17 protein-coding genes and 1 pseudogene are annotated in these 21,495 nt (G+C 56.1%); 9 read left to right on the plus strand and 9 right to left on the minus strand.

Annotated features, from left to right (window positions below; genetic code table 11):
- Positions 1–57 precede the first annotated feature (57 nt).
- Both Fuma_RS23915 and Fuma_RS23920 read left to right on the plus strand, forming a co-directional pair.
- Positions 58–1,626, plus strand: coding sequence for an amidophosphoribosyltransferase (locus tag Fuma_RS23915; RefSeq protein WP_077026339.1), 1,569 nt, complete (start codon positions 58–60; stop codon positions 1,624–1,626).
- Positions 1,627–1,709: 83 nt separating this feature from the next.
- Positions 1,710–2,234: a DUF456 domain-containing protein gene (locus Fuma_RS23920; protein WP_077026340.1), complete on the plus strand. Its 525-nt coding sequence runs from the start codon at positions 1,710–1,712 to the stop codon at positions 2,232–2,234.
- A gap of 8 nt (positions 2,235–2,242) precedes the next feature.
- On the opposite strand, the gene Fuma_RS23925 is transcribed toward Fuma_RS23920, so the two are convergent.
- The 4 genes and pseudogenes from Fuma_RS23925 to Fuma_RS23940 all read right to left on the minus strand — a co-directional run.
- Complete coding sequence (locus tag Fuma_RS23925; protein ID WP_077026341.1) at positions 2,243–3,025, minus strand: SDR family NAD(P)-dependent oxidoreductase; 783 nt, start codon at positions 3,023–3,025, stop codon at positions 2,243–2,245.
- Between the two features lie 83 nt (positions 3,026–3,108).
- Entirely contained in the window at positions 3,109–3,654 is a 546-nt protein-coding gene (locus Fuma_RS23930) for a DUF1579 domain-containing protein (RefSeq protein WP_077026342.1), read from the minus strand.
- Positions 3,655–3,924: 270 nt separating this feature from the next.
- On the minus strand, positions 3,925–6,747 hold the full coding sequence (locus Fuma_RS23935) for an Ig-like domain-containing protein (protein WP_077026343.1): 2,823 nt from the start codon (positions 6,745–6,747) through the stop codon (positions 3,925–3,927).
- 549 nt (positions 6,748–7,296) lie between these two features.
- Positions 7,297–8,508: pseudogene (locus Fuma_RS23940) on the minus strand (Na+/H+ antiporter NhaA); the annotation flags it as partial.
- Positions 8,509–8,994: 486 nt separating this feature from the next.
- Here Fuma_RS23940 and Fuma_RS23945 point away from each other — a divergent pair.
- Entirely contained in the window at positions 8,995–9,555 is a 561-nt protein-coding gene (locus Fuma_RS23945) for a hypothetical protein (RefSeq protein WP_077026344.1), read from the plus strand.
- Here Fuma_RS23945 and Fuma_RS23950 read toward each other — a convergent pair.
- Entirely contained in the window at positions 9,552–9,860 is a 309-nt protein-coding gene (locus Fuma_RS23950; RefSeq protein ID WP_077026345.1) for a hypothetical protein, read from the minus strand. The two genes, Fuma_RS23945 and Fuma_RS23950, sit on opposite strands and share 4 nt — an antisense overlap.
- Here Fuma_RS23950 and Fuma_RS23955 point away from each other — a divergent pair.
- From Fuma_RS23955 to Fuma_RS23980, 6 genes are all read left to right on the plus strand, one after another.
- Positions 9,859–10,470, plus strand: a complete 612-nt coding sequence (locus Fuma_RS23955; RefSeq protein ID WP_077026346.1) for an RNA polymerase sigma factor — start codon at positions 9,859–9,861, stop codon at positions 10,468–10,470. The genes Fuma_RS23950 and Fuma_RS23955 overlap by 2 nt on opposite strands.
- Complete coding sequence (locus tag Fuma_RS36275) at positions 10,457–11,179, plus strand: protein kinase domain-containing protein (RefSeq protein ID WP_077026347.1); 723 nt, start codon at positions 10,457–10,459, stop codon at positions 11,177–11,179. The genes Fuma_RS23955 and Fuma_RS36275 overlap by 14 nt, the downstream gene beginning before the upstream one ends.
- A gap of 73 nt (positions 11,180–11,252) precedes the next feature.
- A complete protein-coding gene (locus Fuma_RS23965; RefSeq protein ID WP_077022421.1) occupies positions 11,253–12,425 on the plus strand; it encodes an ISAs1 family transposase in 1,173 nt (390 codons plus the stop codon).
- A gap of 1 nt (position 12,426) precedes the next feature.
- Complete coding sequence (locus Fuma_RS23970) at positions 12,427–15,120, plus strand: serine/threonine-protein kinase (RefSeq protein ID WP_077026348.1); 2,694 nt, start codon at positions 12,427–12,429, stop codon at positions 15,118–15,120.
- 332 nt (positions 15,121–15,452) lie between these two features.
- Positions 15,453–16,439: a TolB family protein gene (locus Fuma_RS23975; protein WP_077026349.1), complete on the plus strand. Its 987-nt coding sequence runs from the start codon at positions 15,453–15,455 to the stop codon at positions 16,437–16,439.
- A gap of 268 nt (positions 16,440–16,707) precedes the next feature.
- Entirely contained in the window at positions 16,708–17,724 is a 1,017-nt protein-coding gene (locus Fuma_RS23980; RefSeq protein ID WP_077026350.1) for an ROK family protein, read from the plus strand.
- Here the strand turns inward: Fuma_RS23980 and Fuma_RS23985 are convergent.
- The 4 genes from Fuma_RS23985 to Fuma_RS24000 all read right to left on the minus strand — a co-directional run bounded on the left by Fuma_RS23985 (position 17,705) and on the right by Fuma_RS24000 (position 21,254).
- Entirely contained in the window at positions 17,705–17,926 is a 222-nt protein-coding gene (locus tag Fuma_RS23985; RefSeq protein WP_077026351.1) for a hypothetical protein, read from the minus strand. The genes Fuma_RS23980 and Fuma_RS23985 overlap by 20 nt on opposite strands.
- Positions 17,923–19,071, minus strand: a complete 1,149-nt coding sequence (locus tag Fuma_RS23990; RefSeq protein WP_077026352.1) for a right-handed parallel beta-helix repeat-containing protein — start codon at positions 19,069–19,071, stop codon at positions 17,923–17,925. The genes Fuma_RS23985 and Fuma_RS23990 overlap by 4 nt, the downstream gene beginning before the upstream one ends.
- A 246-nt stretch (positions 19,072–19,317) precedes the next feature.
- A complete protein-coding gene (locus Fuma_RS23995; RefSeq protein ID WP_077026353.1) occupies positions 19,318–19,953 on the minus strand; it encodes a hypothetical protein in 636 nt (211 codons plus the stop codon).
- A 5-nt stretch (positions 19,954–19,958) separates the two neighbouring features.
- Positions 19,959–21,254 (minus strand): outer membrane protein assembly factor BamB family protein, encoded by a 1,296-nt coding sequence (locus tag Fuma_RS24000; protein WP_229360728.1) that lies wholly within the window; start codon positions 21,252–21,254, stop codon positions 19,959–19,961.
- Positions 21,255–21,495: the final 241 nt, after the last annotated feature.

Consider the following 21,495-nt stretch of genomic DNA (forward strand, 5'->3'; position numbering starts at 1 on the left):
TTGACGCGGTTACATCCTTTGTGACCTGCCGTCGCTGTTAAAAAAAACAATTCCGGCATGGATGATCTCTTCCACGAATGTGGTATCGCGGCCGTTTGTCATTTCGAAACTGACAAGCCCAGCGAGCTCGTGCCCGACAAGGACCCAAATCAGGCGTCACGGCTGGTACCCGGCATGTTGCTGGATATGCAAAACCGCGGGCAACTGGCGGCCGGGTTCACCACCTTCAACCCGTATCGCCTGCAGCTCATCGACACTCATAAAGATGTCGGCGGCGTGGCCGAAGTGTTCCAGATGAATCATCAGGAACGCTATCTGAACCTGATGCAGGAATACGCCGGACAGGCTGCCATCGGACACGTCAGGTATGCCACCTGCGGCCGAGACGACCGCAGCTACGCTCAACCTTTCGAACGTCACCACATCGCTCGGTCCAAGTGGTTCAGTTTCGTCTTTAATGGCCAGCTGGCGAACTATCTGGAACTGCGCGAAGAGATTTTGCAGACGACCGATTTCCATCTCACGCGGGAAACCGACACTGAGATTCTGAATCACCTGATATCACGAGAACTTTCCGAAACACCGGATCTCGACTTCCTGGTCCTGTTGTCCAAGCTGGCTCAACGGCTGGACGGGTCATGGAATCTGGCGTACATGAACGCCAACGGCGACATGTTTGTGTCTCGCGACCCGCGAGGCATTCGGCCGTTGTGTTACGCGGTCGACGGACCATTGTTCGCGGCAGCCAGCGAAAGTGTGGCGCTGACGCATCTTGGCTTTGCCGAAGACAGCATACAAAACCTTGAGCCCGGCCACGCGATCATCATCGATCACAACGGTCTGCGGGTCGAAAAGTATGCCGAATCGCCTCGCAAGGCACACTGTTTCTTCGAATGGATTTACTTCGCCAACGCGGCCAGCAACTTCGACGATGCCGGCGTTTATCTGTCTCGTAAACGACTGGGCGAAGAACTGGCTCGCCGCGAAACCGTTCCGATCGACGAAGACACAATCGTAGTACCAGTTCCCGACACCGCCAAAGCGGCGGCGGACAGCATGGCGTTTGAGCTGAAGGTTCCGTCGCTGGAAGGTTTGATCCGCAACCGATACATCGGCCGTACGTTTATCGAAGGGTCAAACCGCGCCGACAAAGTCCGCATGAAGTACACGCCGCTGCCGGAAATCATGGACGGCAAGCGAGTTCTTTTGGTTGACGATTCGATCGTGCGAGCCACCACGCTAAAGGAACTGCTGCGTCTGTTGCGTGAACGTGGTCGGGCACGAGAAATTCATGTACGAATCGCCTGTCCGCCGATCATCGCACCGTGTTATTACGGCATCGACATGTCGACCATTGGCGAATTGTTCGCGCCGGACTTCATGGCCGATACGGTGATCACAGAAGCAGAAGAGCAGGCGATGGCCGACGAAATCGGCGCCGACAGCCTTCGTTACCTGCCGGTCGAAGCGATCGCGGAGTGCGTGGGACTGCCGCGAGAAAACCTGTGTCAGGCCTGCGTCGATACAATTTATCCGACTCCGGCGGGCGAAGAACTGTTCCGTAAGGCTGTGATTAGTCGACAGCGAGGCAACCAGAACTGCAGTCGGATATTCGATTCTGAGTGACGTGACGGCGACAAGCGTTCCGGCGAGCCGAGGACGTGAGTCGTCGGGTTTATTGCCCCCTTGATTTTCAGTGACGCGACGCCATGGTCTACTGGATCGAAGCCACGATTCTGGTCATCGTGAATGCCGCCTGCGTCGTTGCGAATTTATTTATGCTGCCCGGCAACTGGCTGATGGTCGGTAGCCTGTGCGTATTCCTGCTGATGGCGGGCACAACCACCGGTCCTGACTGGACCACTTTGCTGGTCGTAATTGCTCTGGCAACGCTGGGCGAAGCATTAGAAGCTTTTACCGGCGCAGCGAAAGCTCATCGCATGGGAGCCAGCCGTCGCGCGTTGTTGATGTCGCTGGTCCTGTCGATGGTGGGCAGCATCGCGGGCGCGATCGTCGTTCCGATCCCCGTGATTGGCAGCGCGGTCGGAGCCGTAGCAGGGGCCGCCTTGGGCGCGTTCGGCGGTGCATGGCTGGGCGAAGCATGGATTGGAACAGAAGGTCCACTGCGAACCGAAATCGGCAATGCGGCGATGAAAGGCCGCATTGCCGGCATGCTGGCCAAACTGGCGATCGGCGCAGCTATCTTCGTCTTTCAACTGGTCTGTCTGTGGTAGAGCGGAGCTTACTGCCCGCCTTCTGTTCTCTTTGACCACCATGGCAGGCCGACACCACCGTCCATCGTCATGGTGCTGCCGGTCATGTAGGCCGCGTCATCACTAAGAGTGAAGCAGACGCCCTTGGCCATTTCTTCCGGCGAACCCATGCGATTCATCGGCAGGCTTTTCGCGCCCTGTTCGAGCTGCTCTTCGGAAAAGAACTTTCGTTCACCGGGCGTGTCGATCCAGCCTGGATGAAAAACATTGACTCGCACGTTGTGCTTGACGAGTTCAATCGCGGCCGTGCGAGCCATCTGATCAATAGCCGCTTTCGACATGTTGTAGGCCATCGCCGTAGGGAAGGGGATGTGCGCATGGGGCGAACTGATCATGGTAATCGCGCCGCCGTTCCCCTGTTTCACCATCTGCTGAGCCGACGCTCGCATGCCATAGAACGCGCCCCACATGCTGACATCAACGGTCCGTCGAAAGCCGTCCATGTTGGCGTCCAGCATCAGTTCGCGGTCGCTGTAAACGGCATTGCTGACGAACAAATCCAGGCTTCCGAATTCTTCCACGGTCTGCCGCACCATGTCTTCCACAGCCGACTGGTCCGAGACATCGGCCGCCACAACCAGCGCTTGCTGGCCGAGATCCCGGATCTGTTCGGCCACTTTTTCAGCGTCGTCCTTGCTGGAATGGCAATTGACCGTCACGTTGGCTCCCTGCCTAGCCAGCTCAAGCGCTATGGCGGCTCCAATACCTTTGGATGAGCCAGTGATCAGTGCGTTCTTACCTTCAAAACTCATAGTCGTTTTCGTTTCAATATTCGGTGCGAGGTCGGCAAACCAGAACTTGCCTTCGGGTTCCGGATGTTATTTCGTGACAAGCTTTACTTCTTGCGCTTGTAGCTGATTTCCATCCACTTCACCCAGCTTTTTCCATCCGCTCCCTGCATATACATGACGAAGCTACGAGTATCGTCGTCCAGCATTTTGCCCACATTTTTGGTCCGGCCCATTTTCCCGGTTGTTGGGTCTTTCGCGTTTGAAAAATAAGTTGTCTCGCCGGTCTTGCTGTCATGAGTCCCCTTCATGCTGCCTATTGATGTCGACATATTGTCGACCCATGACCCCACGAATTTCTCTTGATCGGGGTCGTAGCCGAACACGCCGTGCCCTTTGAATGGGCCGGCTTCGAATTCGCTGATCAGCCAAAGTCCCGTGTCCATCATCACGTTCTTCTCCACAACAGGGACCTTCACCGGATCAGCGTCGGGACCGGCCGTGTACATTTTCATTTCGCCTTCCCACGTACCAACTTCGCGAGCCAGAATTTTATGATGTTCGGTGGGCTCCGGCGGCGCATTCTGAGCCATCAAAGGAGTGGCTGAAGCGAGAATACAAAAGACGGTGCATCGGCAAATGTACGATTTCATGAGATTGCTCCAGAGCTGAAGTGTGTGAAGGGGCGGCCGCAGATTCGTCTGCGGTCAGCACAGTGTGAGACGATCGGCGAGCGTGGTCAACTGAACAAGCATCGTGAAATCGTTCGCACTCAACAAACCGCAAGACACTCGATAAACCGGTCTCAAGCGAAGTTTAGGACGGCCGTCGGACAAGCGATTCAAGCGGAAAGAAGGATCGCGCTACGAGCCGGCTACGGTTCTCAAGCCAGGTCAAAGCAGGCACTGAGTCCCACGGACGCTCTACCCGTGAATCGCGTCGATCCAACAGCGGAAGTCGCTTAACACAGCGTCGGAATCTTCCGGCGGCGTGTCTAACACTTGCCCGTTGACTGATGATGGTGGCAGCGAGGCCGCCGTCGCAAACAGGCTTTGGTCGGGCGCGTCGGACGAAACATAAGTGGCAAGCGAGGCATCCGATGATGCGGCATTCGACACCCCGGAACCGGCGACGCGGCGACTGAGCCTACTTGCCGATCCGCCGCCTGCGTCACCCAACGCGTTCACGTTTATGCGAATCTGAGCCGCCGTCAGGGAGCTGGCTCCCTTGGACTGGTCGATCTGTGAATTTGTACCGGACAGCTTCACAAGTTGAATCAAAAACGAATCGCTCGCCGTGAATTCTCCACTGCCGTCGACGTCGGCTGCCAGCCCCAATTGATTGATGTTGCTGCGGATGTCGGCTCCGGACAGTGTACTGCTGCCCTTCGACTGATCGATCTGCACGTTGGTACCGGACAGCTTGACCAGATGGATCAGAAACGAATCGCTCGCGTCGAAATCAGAATCGCCGTCCACATCGCCTGCCGGGCCGGAACCGCCAGAATTGACAAACACTTTGTCCAGAGCCGCATCGACTTCGGTTTGATTCGTCAGCAGTGCGTTGTCGTCGTACAAATGCTCCAGCGTAGCCGCCAGCCACAGCGACGAGTTCCACAGATCATAGCGGCCGTTGTACGATGTCGCCGTGGCTGATTGCGGCGAAAGCCGAGCCGAATCGACCGGACCGAATGGCCCCACCAACGACTGACTCACGTAATCGCGAATCGCGCTGCCTGCCGTGGTGGAGTCGGCCGCCAACACAAATCCACTCGACCACGGCATCGTGAGATTCGGTTCGCCAAAGTTATTGAAGGCACTCGCCGTGATGTATCGATTTCCCGTGCCGTCGTCGGCGGCATCCAGCTGCAACGGCAAACCTCGCGCCGCAAGAGTCTGGTTCACATCAAGCTGATAGCGCACCGCATTATCAAACGGGTTGATCGCGCTCGCCTGGTCCGGGTATGTCGTCAGGCCTCGATTCTGCACATCAACAAACAGTGGAAACAGCCACTGCAAAAACGGAGACCGGAACTCCGTTGACGGATGCACCAGATACGGATCGTTGCCGCCGTTTAGAACAGCGGGAATTCGGTTGGCGGAATGAAACTGAGTGGTGATGTCCACGTGCCCGGTCTCAGCCAGATGAGCGGCCAGCGAGATCACGTAAACCTCGGTTGAGTAGCCGTCATAAGTCCCCGCCGTCAGCTCGCCGGTGCGAGCTCCGACGTCATACGTGAACGCCAGCTTCCAGCCGTTGGCTGAGCTAAACGGGCTGAAGTCGAAGCGGTCCAGCAGGTTGTTGATGCCGGTTGCCAACGTGGAACTGAGTCCCGGCGTCGCGGCAAACTGAGTCAGCCCCAGAAACATAAATGCCGCGTCCACCGACGATTCTTCGCGCTGGCCGATCGGTTCCAGAGTGACTCGATCAAGCGTGCGCGGCGGCAAGTGCTGCGAATCGTTCATCACGCTGTTCAGCGTCGTCAGCAGCTTCGCACCGTATGATTCGGCTTCCGTCTTCGTAATCCAACCTCGTTCGACAGCGCCCGGTAGAGTTCGTACCAGCATCGCAGTGGAATTCAAACCCATCTGGTCTGCAAAGGTACTGACTGCAGGAACCAGTCCCGTCGCTTGATCACGACTGCCCCACAGGCTGCGAAACGAACGTTCGGCCAACCGCGCCAGTAGCTGGTTGTTGCTCAGGGAATTGATCGAAACGGGGCCACCGGGTTCGATGAAGTTTACTTCGTCCACAAAGATCGACCCACCAACGGCCTGAGTGCCACCGGCTTCAACAACGAACAGCACCTGGCGAGCTCGCGTCAAATCCGGCGAACCACTGATATCCCAGATCTGATTCGCCAGGTCCAGCGGCACGCTGAAGCTGGTCCATCGATTATCGGCCGAGATGGAGAACGACGTGGACGCTCGATGTGCCGTACCCACCTGATTCAGGTCGCGGTAGTCCTTCAGTTCCAGCTTCAGCGTAAACGGCGCGTTGGTCTCATTCTTAATCTGAAATTCGAGTTGTTCAAATGGCGTGATGTCGCGAGTATCGATGTAAGAACTGTCCGGTCCGAATCCCGCCAGAGCAGGGCCGAAGAAACCGAATCCGGATTCTGCGATCAGCACGTCCGCGCGAAGAGCTCCTTCGCCGCCGCGCACCGTGCTGGTTTCGTGTCGCACCGTGATGTTGTCCGACGCAACCGCCGGGCCGCCGAATAAATTATGAGTCGCCGATTCGGCCTGAGGGAACGTCGCGTCACCGTCCCAGAAGGGCACAACGGACACATCCGTCATCGTCGAAAACCGCCAGGTGAACGGCCCGTTGATTCCATTGATCGTGTTGCCTTCCAGGTCGAGTACCGCGGCCGGATCGATCTGTACGAAGTATTCCGTCGCATGGTCCAGGTTACCGGGCAGGTCGACGACAAGCTGATTGCCGTTAATACTGACAAAGGGCGACGTCACGGGAATTGTTTCGAAGACCGAGTTGTCGGTACCACGAACGATCACGAAGTTGCCGTTGCCTTTTTGCACCGATTCGTCAAAGGTGATCACCAGGTTGGTGTCCGGCAACACATCCTGCGAACCATCGACTGGCGAAAACGTCTGAGCGGCGGCCAGCAGAGTCCGCTGCTGCAGCAATTCGACTGCCTGAGCGACTTCGGCCACGCTTCGCGAATTCGCAGATCGGCGACGGCGCAATTGAGCGGGCGCGCGGAAGATTTGAGGCAACAGCTTCATAGTGTGGTCCCGGACTAACCGGCGATCCAGCAGCCCGACTTCTCGAAAAAGTCAGGCTTCTATACCGCCGCGTCGGTCGTCTGAGGCGTCTGCGAAGATGAAAGCAGACGCGAATCAACAGCATTTCAAACGCTGGATTCTACGGACGTCCCGGACCGGTTGCGAAAACGAATTCCGTTGCGACCAACCTTTAACGACGAAAGTGCCCACACGCCGCTACAGCCGCATCTGGCCTGCTGAGTTCGGTTGAGCTCCTCACAAGAACCGGCCCGGCTTTTTCGCCGGGCCGTCGTGTGACCCCAAAAACGGTCGATTTCAGAAACGGCCGCCTGTGCACTAAAGCGGGAAACCCACGGCAAGAAGCCATGGGCTTTTGAACCGCCCAGCTGCTTAGTGCGACGAATCTGAACCGGCTGGCAGTTCTTTCAGTCGGCCAGACGCCAGAGCTTCGTCGACGGCTTCCATCGCTGAACTCAACGCCTCCAATGCCCCTTCGGCCACCAGGTCGGGATGCGTTTCCACACCTTCAGACGCGACGGCCACATCATCCTGCACGTTTAGCAACTTCTTCAGGGCGAATGCGACACCGGCCGCTCCGACGCTGAACACGGCTCCCATTTTTGCAGCTGCCTGCAACGATGGATCCACAAACGCCTGCCCGCAGACGAACAACGCTACCGTCAGACCCAGGCCCGCCACTGCACTGGTTACGACCAGATGTCCCGTGTTCATACCGGCAGGCAGCGGAAATCCGATTTTGGCAGCGAAGGCCGAGAAGCCTGTGATGCCGACAATTTTTCCAACAATTAGTGCGGCGACCACAATCCAGCTAAGGCCGTTGATTTCGCCGAACGAAACGCCCGCGTTGACAAGAGCGAAGAAGAACAGGCCGAAGTCCACAAACAACTTCAGGCTATGTTCAAACTGTTCCAGCGGACTGTGATGGTGCCCTTCAGAATAGTCTTCGTCATCAACAAACAACCCAAGGTCATGCTTAGGACCAGGCAGAAACGGAACCACAAAAACCAGTGCCAGTGCAGGGTGCAGATGAGCGCTATACAGGCCCCACCAACAGAACGCTCCGCCAATCGCGATGTATGGAACCCAGTTCATCACTTTGTTAAGCCGCAAGCCGTAAGCGATGCCGATGCCAGGCAGGCACCACAACAGGTTCATCCATTGAGTCGGGTGATTGGGGTCTGGGTAGCCGATCGCAATAATGCCCAGCCCGATCGCGTCGTCGGCCACGGCCAGCAGCAACAGAAAGCTGACCGCAGGATGGCGAGCACCAAACAGAAACTTGATGACCAGCCAGGCCAGTGCGATGTCGGTGGCCGTTGGGACGCCCCATCCATTGGCCCAGACTGACGTTCCGAAGACAGCGTTCAGGCCAAGGAATACGCCGATCGGACCAACCACTCCGCCGACTGTACCGAACAGCGGATTGATCGCTTTGGAAACCGGATTCAACGCTCCGTTGGGAAGGCAGGCTTCGGTAATTTCTTTGGCGGCGATTCCGAAGAACAACGCCATAAAGATGTCGTTCACCAGAAAATGGAGTGTGAGGTAATGATCCCAGCCCGCAGCATGTACGGCTCCGTGGCCGCCCGCGTGATTGAAGATCGTGCCCAGCAGATAAACGGGCGTGTGGACCAGAGCGCTGTAGCTGTCCGGACTTAAGTTTGCCCACAGCATGGCGCAGATCACGCCCAAAATCAGGGGAATGCTGAATTCCTGCAGGGTCTGGATTGTCTTCTTCATCGTTTCATTACTCTCGTGACTGCTCTCAGCTCCGCCGCCTTGCGGGCTGATTTCTTTTATCGCGTTAACACTGCCCTTAGATCCGTCGTCTATTTGCGGGTTTAACCAGGACAGCACTGGCGACTTCTATCGAAGGCCGGTTAGTCAATTTGCGTAGAATCTTCCGACTTATACGCCCACCTTCTGGAATTGCCTGAGCGAATTTTGCGGAGTGATATCGAAAGCCCCACCCAAGGACAACGGCATACTTGTTATTCCGACCCCTGCAAAACCGAAGCAGTCGGATTGCCCGGGGCGACCGGTCCCGCAACGCCTGTGACTACCTCAAAACGCGCCGATTCTGCCGTGACGTCCGCATTCTGACCGGGTTTCCAGGCTACAAAGCCTGTACTGCAGCAAATGGTCGGCTCCTCTCAGACTGATCGATTGTGTCGCTTCGCCAGGAAGGCACAGTCCGACAACCGGGAACTCTGAGCGGAAAAAATCATGGCAAACTTCGCAACGGCAATGCAGCCGGCATCCTTCGATCAGGTCTATGCGTATCACTGCAGACTCGTGCCACCATCGCGGCGGAATACGAGTGATGCATCCGCTGGCGACCATTCTTCGCCGCACAAATTTCGCATGCTGGGTGAATCCGCAGCCGACGAAATGCAGAGTTTGGGGCTGAGTTACAGTTGCCAGTGCTTTCTGATTACGGTGCCGCTGGCGGAAATCGCATGGCGTTCGTCGGGCACAACAACACTGCGAAGGCAAGCGATTCTGGATGCCATCAACCGCCAAGGTCTGGAATCCGGCTCGACCGCGTACCAGTTGCTGGACTCATGGCTCCGCGCCCGCCCCGACGCGGCACTATTCCAGGTCTGGTGCGACTACATCGGAGCGCTTGGTCGGATCACCAGCCCCGAAACTCGCAATTCATTGCGCGACTGGCTACTGACGGCAGGCGACGCCATCGAGGCATGTGCTGCCACCGGATTTGGCCTGCTTGAAGCGACCCAACGAGAATCAAAAACGCCAGCCTGCATTCAGGCAGCTTTTGATTAGCTGACCAGCGACATATTCCTAACCGCAGGGTGAGTGTTGCCTACCATAACACGTTCTGTCATGGTGCGCAACACCCCAAAGTGAAGGTGCGCTTTCGGATTACAGCGTTTCACGCTGAGTTGTGGCTGCGGAAATCGGTTATTGTCCTCCGTGGGCTGTTTCCCACGAGCCAGAACCGTCCAAAACAAAACGTAAACTGCTTTAGTGTCGCTGGACAGTAATTTCAGATTTCGCGCGATAGAGTCCGCCGTGGGCTGAGTCAAATAGGTGGAAGCCGCACCTTTCACGCCGGAATCGTTCTTCATGCCCGTCAGCCCTCCAGAAACGCGAGCCAGTTTGATCCTGCGATTGCAGGATGCGGCTGACGTGGTGGCGTGGGACGAATTCACAGACGTCTACGCGCCGGTTGTTTATCGCTCGGCACGACGAATGGGTTTGCAGGCGGCTGATGCGGACGATTGTGCGCAGGAAGTCCTCTCGTCTGTCGCTCGTTCTGTGTCCAAGTGGCTGCAACGAGATAATCGAGGTCCATTTCGTGCGTGGCTGTTTCGGATCGCTCGCAACACGGCGATCGACTTCCTGACGCGACGAAAACACCAACCATGGGCCGAAGGCGGTGATGCGGCTGCGGCCGAACTCGGCAAGATCGAAGCGCCGCCTGACGTGTCGAGTCATTTCAACCTTGAATACCACCGAGAGATGTTTCTACGCGCCTCCGAAATTGTCCGTCAACAGGTCAATGAAACAAACTGGCAGGCGTTTTACAGGACGAGCGTTCTGCTTGAGAGTGTCGAAGAGGCTGGCCACCAGTTGGGTGTGAGTACTGGCCGAGTGTATCTCGCTCGTAGCCGCGTGATGAAGCGGCTTCAGCAGGTTGTGCAAACAATGGAAGGATCGGCTCATGATAAAGTGTGATGACGTGGCGCTACAAACGTTGCTGGACGCCGACGAAGAACACTATTGCTCTACGGTGAATGTGGCGGAAGTTGAACAGCATGTGGAATCATGTTCGCACTGCCAGAAACGACTATCGCAACTTGCCGCAGAAGATCGGCAATGGGCCGAAATACCCACGTGGCTTGCGCCGGGCGATCTGCCGGACGAAGTCGATGGCAAATCACTCGACGCCCGAGAACGTTGGAAACGCCCCACAGCATGGACGGAATCGATGGCGCAGTCGCTGTTGGAGGCTGCGTCGCATCCGGAAATGCTCGGCCGCATTGGTCGTTACGATGTCGAACGTTTGATCGGCAGCGGCGGCATGGGAGTGGTCTTCAAAGCGTGGGACACCGAACTGAATCGTCCCGTCGCTGTGAAGTTGCTCGCCCCGTATCTTGCCGAAAACGGATCCGCACGCAAACGGTTCGCTCGCGAAGCCCGAGCCGCAGCAGCGGTCGTCGATGAACACGTTGTGGCGATTCACAATGTGGAATCAGGCGACGATCCACAGCAACCGCCGTTTCTTGTGATGAAGTACATTGCCGGTGGATCGTTGCAACAGCGACTCGACCGCGACGGACCACTGGAGGTTTGCGAAATCCTGCGCATCGGCATGCAGACCGCGAAAGGACTCGCCGCCGCTCACACTCAGGGCCAGGGCCAGCGCGCACTTTGGGCAATTTAGGCTGGCGCGACAAGTGAGTATTGGTTAGTCTTTTCGTGTCGTAACATCGGACTTCACGAGGAGAGGACAAGAGATGTCGACAGTTGAACTGGCGGTCACCCAGGAGCTGACAGGAAACATTGTTCATTACTTTGATCAATTGAAAGACCCGCGTTCCAACATCAATCGTCTGCATCTGCTTGGTGATGTGATTGTGATCGCCATTTGCGGAGTGCTGGCCAACGCCGACGGCCCCAGTGCGATTGCGGAATGGGCGCGACTGAATGCCGATGGCCTGCAGAAACACCTGGCACTTCCGCATGGCATTCCGAAAAAAGATACGTACCGGCGCGTCCTTTCTCTCCTGAAGCCGAACGACTTTCAAGCGTGCTTCGTGCAATGGATTGAATCGCTGGAAGGACTTTCCGACGAACAGAAAGAAGGCTACAGAAAACAGATTGCGATTGATGGCAAAGCACTCCGTCGATCACATGACAAAAAGAATGGGCTGGGTGCGTTGTTCATCGTGAGTGCGTGGGCTTCTGATCAGGGGATTTCTCTGGGACAGGTGGCGACGGAAGAGAAGTCGAACGAGATCACCGCGATCCCGAAATTACTGAACGAAATCAATATCGATGAGGCGATCATTACGATTGACGCAGCGGGTTGTCAAAAAAACATTGCGCAGCAGATCGTGTCTGGCAATGCAGACTATGTGTTAGCCCTGAAAGGCAACCAACCGAAACTCTATGAGGTCGTGCAGAAGTTTTTTCTCGATCACCTGGAGGATGACTTCGCTCGCTGTCCCGTCAGTCGCTATGAAGAAACAGAGAAGGGACACGGTCGGCAGGAACAGAGAATCTACTATCAGGCGACCGTGCCTGTCGATTTTGACGTGGGCCACAAATGGGCCGGACTCAAGACCATCGGAACGGCGATCCGAATGTACGAGCAGGACGGCATTCATCATTCTGACGTTCGCTACTACATCAGCAGTCTGCGTCGCAAAGGCGAGCTGTTCGCAACAACGGTTCGTGGTCACTGGGCCATAGAAAACACGCTGCACTGGAGTCTCGACATGACCTACCGCGAGGATGAGAGTCGAGTCCGAAACCGAATCTTCGCGAACAATTTGTCATGGCTCAGACGACTCACACTCAGCCTCATCAAGAAACATCCTGGCAAACAAAGCAACGTCATGAAAAGAAGAATGGCCGGATGGAACATTGACTATTTGATGCAAATCCTTACCGGCAAAACAACTTAGTATGCGCTGGCCCTGCACTCAGGGCCTGATCCACCGCGACGTGAAACCATCCAATATCCTCCTGGACGAAGGCGTCGAACGAGCACTCCTCACCGACTTCGGCCTCGCCCGCGCCGAAGACGATGCGGCTTTAACACGCAGCGGATTCCATCCCGGCACGCCACACTACATGTCGCCCGAACAAGTTCGCGGCGAAGCCATCGACGCCCGCAGCGATCTGTTTAGTCTCGGCTGCGTCCTCTACGCTCTCTGCACCGGCCATCCCCCATTCCGAGCCGAAACCAGCTACGCCGTCCTCCGCCGTATCACCGACGACACCGCTCGGCCAATTCGAGAACTCAATCCCGACGTTCCCGAGTGGCTGGAGCGAATCGTGATGAAGCTATTGTCGAAGTCCCCTGCAGATCGCTTTGACTCAGCCGATGACGTTGCGGACGTGCTGGAAGATTGTCTGGCCCACGTTCAGCATCCAACGACCTCGCCGTTGCCGGAATCGATCGCTGCGATGTCGTCCCGTTTCCGAAACCGTCCCCCTTTGGGCAAGTTCACCGCTGCAGCAGCGTTCGCGTTCTCAATCATCATTTCTGGTGTCCTGATCGTTCTCGAGCTGAACAAAGGAACGCTGACGATTGAGTCGGATGCAGACGACGTGCCCATTCGGATCATGCAGGGTGACGACATGGTAAGGAAATTGACCGTCACGAAAGGCGCTGAATCGGTCCGCATTGCTGCCGGAACATATGTTGTGGAAGTCGATGGCGAGTTCACGGATCTATCAATTTCCGGGGATTCTATAACGTTGAAACGCGGAGCCAACGAGATCGTCCGAATTACAAAACTGCTACAGCAAGTGGAAGCAAAACGCAATTCGGTCAGCGGAACGCTTGACGAAGCTGGTCCCATTCCGCTGAACCGTTACGTGGCTCAGTTACCGGATGGACGTTCGGTGGAATTTGTCGGCATCACACAGAACAATGACCCAGTCAGCGAAGGATGGAGTCCGGACGGGCTGTCGCTTGGTGAGGTCGCCGAAGAATGGAATGCCGACGTATTGCTGGGGGGAGATAGTCGCGATTTTTTGTTTCAGCTTGACGGACTGAAAGATGTGCCGTCGCTTCGGTTTTCTTTGCCGGGGCGGGGGGCTCACTTTAGCTTTATGCAGCCTGAACAATTACCGGGCCCTTGGCGGTTGCGTGTCGGCGGCAGCCTTGAGAAGAGACCGAAGCCACCCGGCCAGTTTCTCAGGCAGGAAGCGGGAGTCGTTCAGGTCGCCTTCACTGATGAGGCGTGGGGTGAATGGTTGCAGGTCTCCGCAGCGGACGGCAGTATCCTGAACCCACAAGCCGAGACTGCGGAATACAATTCCAAAGATGACGAATTCAAGATCCAAGGCGTTGCAGTCTTGCCTGAAGAATCAATGGTGTATGCGGCAACTGGATTCCGCGCTAAAACGACCGTCGTCCTTCCAGCGAGTCCAGGGCTGACACTGTTTCAAACGCTGCGACACAGTCAGATGAACGACTTCAGAATTCGAGGAATTGACTCAGAGGGCGACGAAGCGTGGCTTACAACGGTACGCATTCCTCGTCAATCTGAGGGGTTCCCTGAGGAACGAACCTGGCGTCTGTACAAAACACTTCCGGATGGCCGTACTCTCTCGCACTTCGAATTCCGCTTGCGACCGTACCGACATCTGGTGACATTTGAAAACGTTGCCACTGATAGGCCGACCGACAAGCCTTCCAAAGTCAACGTGTCCGTGGAATCGATTGGCGGGGCGGTGGAAAAGGTGTCCGAAACCGTTGATCACCCCAACAGTGAAGGCCCAGCCCGCTCCGATGAAAACCACGAACCGAAACACGCCGATGCAAGGCTGTCAGAAATTCGCAGCCAGGCGTACACCCGACTGAGCAGCATTAGAAGTCTCGCATACCGCTTTGAAGTCAAGGACAGCGAGGGCTGGCACTCCAAATGCGAATTCTTTGCTGAACGTGTGAGGTTTCGCCTGAATCGCGAGGACGTCACTGCTGGCGAATTGGGGGGAATGATGAAAATGGCGTCCGCGTTCGATGGCACTCAGCAACAGACGTTTGACGGCCCGCGTGATCAGCTCCGACTCAAAACGACGATTGAAGGAGCCAGCTATGGGGTCATGATTCCCCAGACCTATGTCTATGCCTGGCTGTTATCAGGGAAGGACAACCACCGTTGGGATACGATACTTGATGACCAGGTCTGGCAGCAGCGATTTCGTGAAGCCAACTATATCGGCGAGATTACTGAAGACGGACACACGCTCGACATCGTCGATTTTCCGCAGCGCATAAACGTTGCCACGCCTTGTACCTTTCGAGTCTACTTCGATCGCGATCTTGGTTTTCTTCCAGTCAGGTACTTTCGTCAGACCGTGGCCAGGAACGAACTATCAACCACCATGAAAGTCACTCATCACAAGGCATTCACGATCGATGGAAAACAGATCGTAATACCCTTGAAAGTCGATTTCAGCGAAACGCAGGCGGATGGAGTCAGTTGGAGAGGCGAGACGACCATCTCCGTCGATGAGGATTCGCTACGAGTCAACGAACCGCTCGACGAATCCCTGTTTACGCTCAGCCGCACCGATGGTGTCGATCATATCTACGATATGGATCACGACTGGAAGTTCCAAAACGTTCAAGGACCCGTCGATTGATCCTTGTCTGCGCAACATCCAGGAACCTTCCATCTCCCCGAGGATGCACACGGACGCCCTGATGCATTCCGCAGGCCTGCTGGCATCATCCAGCACTAAACTTTCCTTCCGCTTGGCAAACCAACTGGGGGGGTCTGGTGTGATACAGCCAGCTTCAAGTCGTTGGCTCCTGCTGGGCACGCCAGCAGAAACACAAGGGAAAACATTGTACTCATAGACAACGCTGAACATCCTTCCAGCCCGGTGCCTCGTATCGATATCGCGGCGGGCATAAACTGTGTTCGTCGGCGATCTTCCCACTGTTTCTCGAGTCAGGAAAATGGGCTGTCTTCATGCGACACTTGCTTATTGGTTTACTCGGAACGACCGTGCTTCTCACACATCTTTGCGACGTTAACGCAGAGGAAGTTGAGCGCGTGGAAGTTACGAAAACGAAGGAAGTCCGCCCATCCCTGGTGACGGGCGATGAACTCCAAGCGCTCTACGCGAAGGGAGGCATAACAGTCATTATGGCAATGGACGCGGCCAGTACCCAGTTACGCCAAATCGGAGCGATCCCCGAATTTCCGATTATAAATTCCCCGGAAGTTTCCCCCGACGGCAAGTGGATTGGTGTTGACGGCTGGAAACAAGGCCAGAATCTGACAGACGCTCATATACTGCTGATAGAGATCGAGACCGGTGTCGTTCTTGACCTCGGGCTCGGTGCTATGCCCACCTGGTCCGCGGACGGCAAGCTGATCGCATTCTCGCGCTATCGCCGTAGCGACGGTAGTCCGCACGGTGTTTTTGTTGGTAGCGTTGATCAACAACGCGAACGATTGATAGACGCTGACGGTTGGGCTATCACCTGGTCACCGGATGGACAAAAGCTCGTCTATGTGAAAGGTCGCAACCTGCTCGTCTATGATCCTGTCTTCGAGACACAGCACGCCGTCTTCGGTGACGGCGAATCGCCGTATCGGCGCATCATGCATAACCCGGAGTGGTCACCCGACAGCCGACGCATTGGATTTCTTGCAATCCGAAATGATGGGACGCCCGAGTTTGCCACCGTACTTGCGATAGGTCCCGATCCGGACCTGCAGGTGTGCTGCGATGCCAGGGGTTTCAATCCCGACATCGGTTGGACAAAAGACGGACGCCGCCTGACAGTACCAGGCCAATTGGCTCCACAAAAGCGGAGCCAAATCTATACCGTTAGTCCGACCGGAGACCAGCTGCCGAGCCCCTTGCCAGGACAACCAGTGGATGCCAGCAACAGCGGAAACGACTGGGCTCCTGATGGCAAGACACTGTATTTTTTGAGTCGCAAATAGCGGTCGGTGCGCGGCGGCCCGAAAACGACAGCCTGGATACCTCGATTGAGCCAACCGAAGGTGAATCTCGCCGACGAATGCGGCGCCCTAATACTTGAAATGCTCGTCCCGGAAATCTGCCAAGGGTGAGACGACCAGACATATCGCCAATGGTCGCGTCTAAAATTGCGGAATGGCTTGTCGTGAAGGGCCGAAAGCGATAACAGTGCGCGGCGAACGACCTTTGTTCGCACCCCGACTAGCGCTATGTTTTCCCGGAAGTAGTTTCATGAGTGATATCGATCGCACCGACGTCCCCCTGTATTTGGGGATCGATGTTGGCGGCACCAACATCAAGTCCGGCGTCGTCGACGACAAGGGCAACGTCGTCGGGCGTAGCAGCGTTCCCACAGAACCCGCAAATGGGCCCGAACGCGGCGTTGCTCAAATGGTTCTGGCGGCCGAACGAGCCATGCAGCAGGCCGAGGTTTCGATCGATCAGATCACGGCCGTCGGGCTGGCTACGCCAGGCACAATGGATATTCCGGCAGGCATGTTGCTGGACCCGCAAAACCTGCCCGGCTGGCATAATTTTCCGGTCCGCCAGAAGTTTGCCGAAGCGATTGGTCGCCCCACGATTCTGCAAAACGACGCCAACGCGGCCGCCTACGGCGAATACTGGGCCGGTTCGGCCAGCGAAGCCGACAGTGTCGTGTTCTTCACTCTGGGCACGGGGCTGGGCGGCGGCATTATTGTCGACGACACGATCGTCCAGGGAGAACACTCTCACGGTTCGGAACTCGGCCACACCATCATCGAAATGGACAACGGGAGACTCTGCAAAACCGGTCAGTATGGAACTCTGGAAGCCTACTGCAGCGCCACCGCGCTGATCAAACGCTTTCACGAAGCGATGGAAGCTGGCCGACATTCGTCCGTGTCTGACCGCATGGACGACGTGACGGCTCTGTCACCGTTACTGATGGCAGAAGAAGCCGAAAAGGGCGATGAGCTTTCAATTGAACTGATTCTCGAAATGGCTCGCTGTCTTGGCACGGCGACAACGTCCATCTGTCATGTGATCGATCCGACGATCGTGTTGCTGGGTGGAGCGATGACGTTCGGCCGTCATGAAACCAAAATCGGTCGGCGTTTTCTGGAAGTCGTGCGCGAAGAATTCCAACGCCGCGCGTTCCCCGTTCTGGCAGAATCCATCAAGATCGACTACGCCGAACTGGGCGGCAACGCGGGCTTCATTGGTGCCGCCGGGTGTGCTCGCCGAGCCTTCATGCGGGACCTGCTGTAGAACTGCGCTGAATCAGGCAGTGCACGGCAAACCAACATGCCGTCAACAGCCCCGGCACCACCATGCTGTCGTCCGCCGGAGCTATCTGCAACCACGATGCAAGCAGTATCGCGCCCGCCCAGAAAATTGCGTTGCTAAGAATCAAAGCCGTGCTGCCCGTTGAGGAACACGCGGCGTTTTTGAAGAGTGCGGGGAGTTTCATTTCTTACTTTCTTCGGCAGGCTTGTCGTCGGATACAATCACGTTGCCATTCAGTTGCACATGCTTGTTATCGCCTGTCTGTGAAATCGCCGTCGTTGTCAGACCAGAGAAGACGTTGCCGGTCACGGTGACATCCTGAGTCGAATCCAGCACCAGGCCACCGGCCGACAGGTCCTTCAATGCTCGCTTGACCTTGCCGTCGCCCATATAGCTGTTGCTGAAGTTGTTACCCGTGACGGTGATGCGTCCGCTGTTCTTTCCAATTCGTAACGCATGCTGTTTCATAATCGTAAACGTGTTGGCGCTGACGGCGCATCCGTGAGCGTCGACCAGATCAACTCCCGCGCCGTTGTGAGCGATCACGTTAGCACTAATAGTGATACCGTAGCAATCGCGGTCCAGCGTGACGCCGGTCCCGTTGCATTCTTCAATCATGTTGCCGGACAGCACTGAACCATACGTGTTTTCGATCACGACGCCTTTGTCCAGATGATCGTCCACGCAGTTTCCCGTCATGCACAGGTTGAAACCGTCGATGCAGTGCAGGGCGTCCTTGTTCTCTTCAAACTGATTGGACGACACAACGATGTCATGGCAGCCCAGCAGGTTCAGGCCGATACTTTTGTTGTACGTCATCAGGCAGTTGCTGACTCGCGGATCTTCATAACACCGGTCCAGCTTGATGCCGTCTTTGCCGTTGTAAGAAACGGACACGCCCTGAATGAAGATTTCTTCGACAAAGATCGCTTCGATTCCGTGACCGCTTTTTTCGTTGCCGGTGATGCGAAAATTAGTGAGGTTGACTCGCCACAAACGATCAGCCTTCTTCACCTTTGCGCCGTCCGGATGCTGCACGATTAATGCCGGCTTGCCGTCTTCGTTGCGGTTGATGATGTTCGTTGCTGAACCCGCTCCTTCAACACGAACGTCGCCGCGCTGCAGCAACAGCGGTTCGGTGATTTCGAAATCGCCCGCTGGCAGTCGGACCAGCCCTCCCTGTTCAGGCACGGCGTCGAACGCTGCTTGCAGGGAAGCAAACTGACTAGCGTCGATGGTGGGTCGAGCTCCAGGAAGAGCATCGGCCCGCGAATCCGGTGCCGTAAGAGCCAGGGTGAAGCAAATTAAAGTGATCGTGCGAATATTCATCAGGAACTCCAGGGCGAGAAAAATGTGGGGAATGTAAGTTGGCGGGCGACGAACCGGTTGGTTTTACAGCGAAACTCGCTGACTTGTGGCCGCGGAATAAGCGTTTCGGACGATCAAAGCTGTTTCCCGAGACCCCCAACCGTCCACGACAAAAGGGAAACTGCTTTACTTGACGCGGAAGTGTGGGATTGCCGCTCGGGGCGGAAGGTCTTTGGAGGTGCAAAATCTACCTCTGTTTATGTGAATCTACGCCGGCGTAACAACCTCCATCTCCAGAAACTGCCACGGCTCTTTCTTAAACATCGCAGCAAGATGCAGCAGCGTTTCCCAGCGAACATGATGGTTAGGGCTCTCAAACTTCGGCCGCTCTTTCGGCAGGTTGGACAGCAAGTCCTTCCGTACGACAAGGGCTCGAATTTTTCGAGTGCGCACCTGGCCATTACATTCGTTAGTCAGGCAGATCACATAAGAAGTCGACGTCGTCGACTGGCCAGCCTCGCGTGTGAGCAGCCCGGCAGCGAACTGTTCTGAGACTTCGTTAAGAACCGCGTTTAGAAAGTACCAACAGTCATCCTTTGGCACAGGAATCAGAGGCTGTCCGGCCGTGGTTTGTTGAGCCGCCTTCGTGAGCTGTCGGACGGCTTCGTCGTTAAGGAACACGTCACGGCAAGCTTTTTCGGCCAGCGTACGAATCGTGAGCGTGCCGTCACGCAGCGACGTGAGCGAGAAATTAATGCGATGAAAGAACTCCCGCTGCTTCCATTCACTGGCAGCTCGACGACGCGCAATCAGCCAGCCGATCGCAGTGAAGCCAAGCGCCGTCACAAACTTCAGCCAGTGATCGTTGATCAGGTCGTTGACCGCGTCAATGATCTGGTCCATAGAGATTACTCCGCCAGATCTACGCAAATGATTTCATTGTCATTGCGAATGTAGGCATGTTTGTTGGCGAAGGCAGGCATGCTCCAGACGACGTCTCGCCCGAATGCCAGGTTGCTCGGTTCAATCACTTTGGCTCGGTCGATTTCTTCGTAACCTTCCGGCGACAGCTTCGCGATGATCAGTTCGCCCAGTTCGTTGAACATCCAGAAATGATCTTCGTGCCGCACCAAGAAAGCCGTTTCGCTGCCCTTGGGCCGGCCGCCAATGACGTCCGTTGTTTCCCACAGTTTCTCCGCGTCCGGCAGTCTGATCGCTCGCATGACGCCTTTCTGATCGAAACCGTAAAGAACGTCATCGATTAGAAACGGCTGGACATTAATGGGGCAAATGATGTTCATCTTGCCGCGCCACACTTCTTTGGCGGCTGGTTTGTCCGGTGATAGTTCGATCAGCACACTTTGGTTGCTGTAACCCGCAACGTAGAGATAGTTGCCCGACACAACAGGCGACATGATGATCGAACTGTTGGACGCTTTGTACGGAATCGACCAGTATTCTTTCCCATCGTCCGGGTTGATCGAAGACACGGCGTTGGTTCGCAGCAGCACCAGTTGGCGAACCCCGGCGTGCTCGATGATGGTGGGCGGCGAGTATCCGCGATCCGGGTCGGTCCCATTGCGCCAGATTTCTTCGCCCGTCATCTTATTCAATGCGACGACATGGCTGCCTTCACCACCGGCCAGAGTCACAAGCTTGTCGCCATCGATCAGTGGATGACCCGCGTAGCCCCATATCGCCGCCTTGGTGTTGTATTCCTTCTTAATGTCTTTGGACCAGATGATCTTACAGGTCTCAACGTTGAAGCAAAACAAGTGTCCCTCTGCGCCGAGCGTGTAAACTCGATCACCGTCGACGTTCGGCGTGCAGCGTGGACCGGACGGATACGAAATGCTGTACTTCACAGGGTATTCGTGTTGCCAGATTTGCTTGCCGGTTGCTTCTTCCAGGCATTGAACACGTTCCTTACCGGTGAATTCGTTGCGGTCGAAGTTGTCGACTTTTACGTTCTCACTCGTCACATAATCCGTGACGAAAACTCGACCATCTGCCACTGCCGGACCGGCATAGCCGCCGGCGACCGGAGCCCGCCACAGAACTTTCGGGCCGCCTTCCGGAAACTTCTTGATGATGCCGGATTCGCGCCAGACGTTGTCACGAGCCGGCCCCATCCACTGCGGCCAGTCGTCGGCAAATGAGGTGGCGGTCATCAATAGGCAGGATAGGGCGGTGAGTGTTCTCACGGTCGGCTCCGGGCGAATGTTGGGCGGGGTTTGGAAAGGCTGCATTTTGCGAGACGAAGGCCGCGTTGCCAAGTGATGCGGCACGCGATGGACCACGCATCAATCGCCGCAGCACGCAAACGCCAGTTTTGAATCATTTCATCGTTGTCGGGATGTGAGAACTCGCGTCGCTGGCTCGCCGAGTGACGTATTCGGCACGGCGGGTTTCAGAAATGGGAAAGTACTGATTTCTGCGGCCATG

Source organism: Fuerstiella marisgermanici, assembly GCF_001983935.1.
GTDB lineage: Bacteria > Planctomycetota > Planctomycetia > Planctomycetales > Planctomycetaceae > Fuerstiella > Fuerstiella marisgermanici.

Coding starts and splice junctions, on each gene's coding strand:
- Fuma_RS23945 (WP_077026344.1), top strand. CDS start 8,995: ATGGCAAACTTCGCAACGGCAATGCAGCCGGCATCCTTCGATCAGGTC.
- Fuma_RS23965 (WP_077022421.1), top strand. CDS start 11,253: ATGTCGACAGTTGAACTGGCGGTCACCCAGGAGCTGACAGGAAACATT.
- Fuma_RS23920 (WP_077026340.1), top strand. CDS start 1,710: ATGGTCTACTGGATCGAAGCCACGATTCTGGTCATCGTGAATGCCGCC.
- Fuma_RS23930 (WP_077026342.1), bottom strand. CDS start 3,654: ATGAAATCGTACATTTGCCGATGCACCGTCTTTTGTATTCTCGCTTCA.
- Fuma_RS23985 (WP_077026351.1), bottom strand. CDS start 17,926: ATGAAACTCCCCGCACTCTTCAAAAACGCCGCGTGTTCCTCAACGGGC.
- Fuma_RS23990 (WP_077026352.1), bottom strand. CDS start 19,071: ATGAATATTCGCACGATCACTTTAATTTGCTTCACCCTGGCTCTTACG.
- Fuma_RS23955 (WP_077026346.1), top strand. CDS start 9,859: ATGCCCGTCAGCCCTCCAGAAACGCGAGCCAGTTTGATCCTGCGATTG.
- Fuma_RS23975 (WP_077026349.1), top strand. CDS start 15,453: ATGCGACACTTGCTTATTGGTTTACTCGGAACGACCGTGCTTCTCACA.
- Fuma_RS23935 (WP_077026343.1), bottom strand. CDS start 6,747: ATGAAGCTGTTGCCTCAAATCTTCCGCGCGCCCGCTCAATTGCGCCGT.
- Fuma_RS23995 (WP_077026353.1), bottom strand. CDS start 19,953: ATGGACCAGATCATTGACGCGGTCAACGACCTGATCAACGATCACTGG.
- Fuma_RS36275 (WP_077026347.1), top strand. CDS start 10,457: ATGATAAAGTGTGATGACGTGGCGCTACAAACGTTGCTGGACGCCGAC.
- Fuma_RS23925 (WP_077026341.1), bottom strand. CDS start 3,025: ATGAGTTTTGAAGGTAAGAACGCACTGATCACTGGCTCATCCAAAGGT.
- Fuma_RS23970 (WP_077026348.1), top strand. CDS start 12,427: ATGCGCTGGCCCTGCACTCAGGGCCTGATCCACCGCGACGTGAAACCA.
- Fuma_RS23980 (WP_077026350.1), top strand. CDS start 16,708: ATGAGTGATATCGATCGCACCGACGTCCCCCTGTATTTGGGGATCGAT.
- Fuma_RS23950 (WP_077026345.1), bottom strand. CDS start 9,860: ATGAAGAACGATTCCGGCGTGAAAGGTGCGGCTTCCACCTATTTGACT.
- Fuma_RS23915 (WP_077026339.1), top strand. CDS start 58: ATGGATGATCTCTTCCACGAATGTGGTATCGCGGCCGTTTGTCATTTC.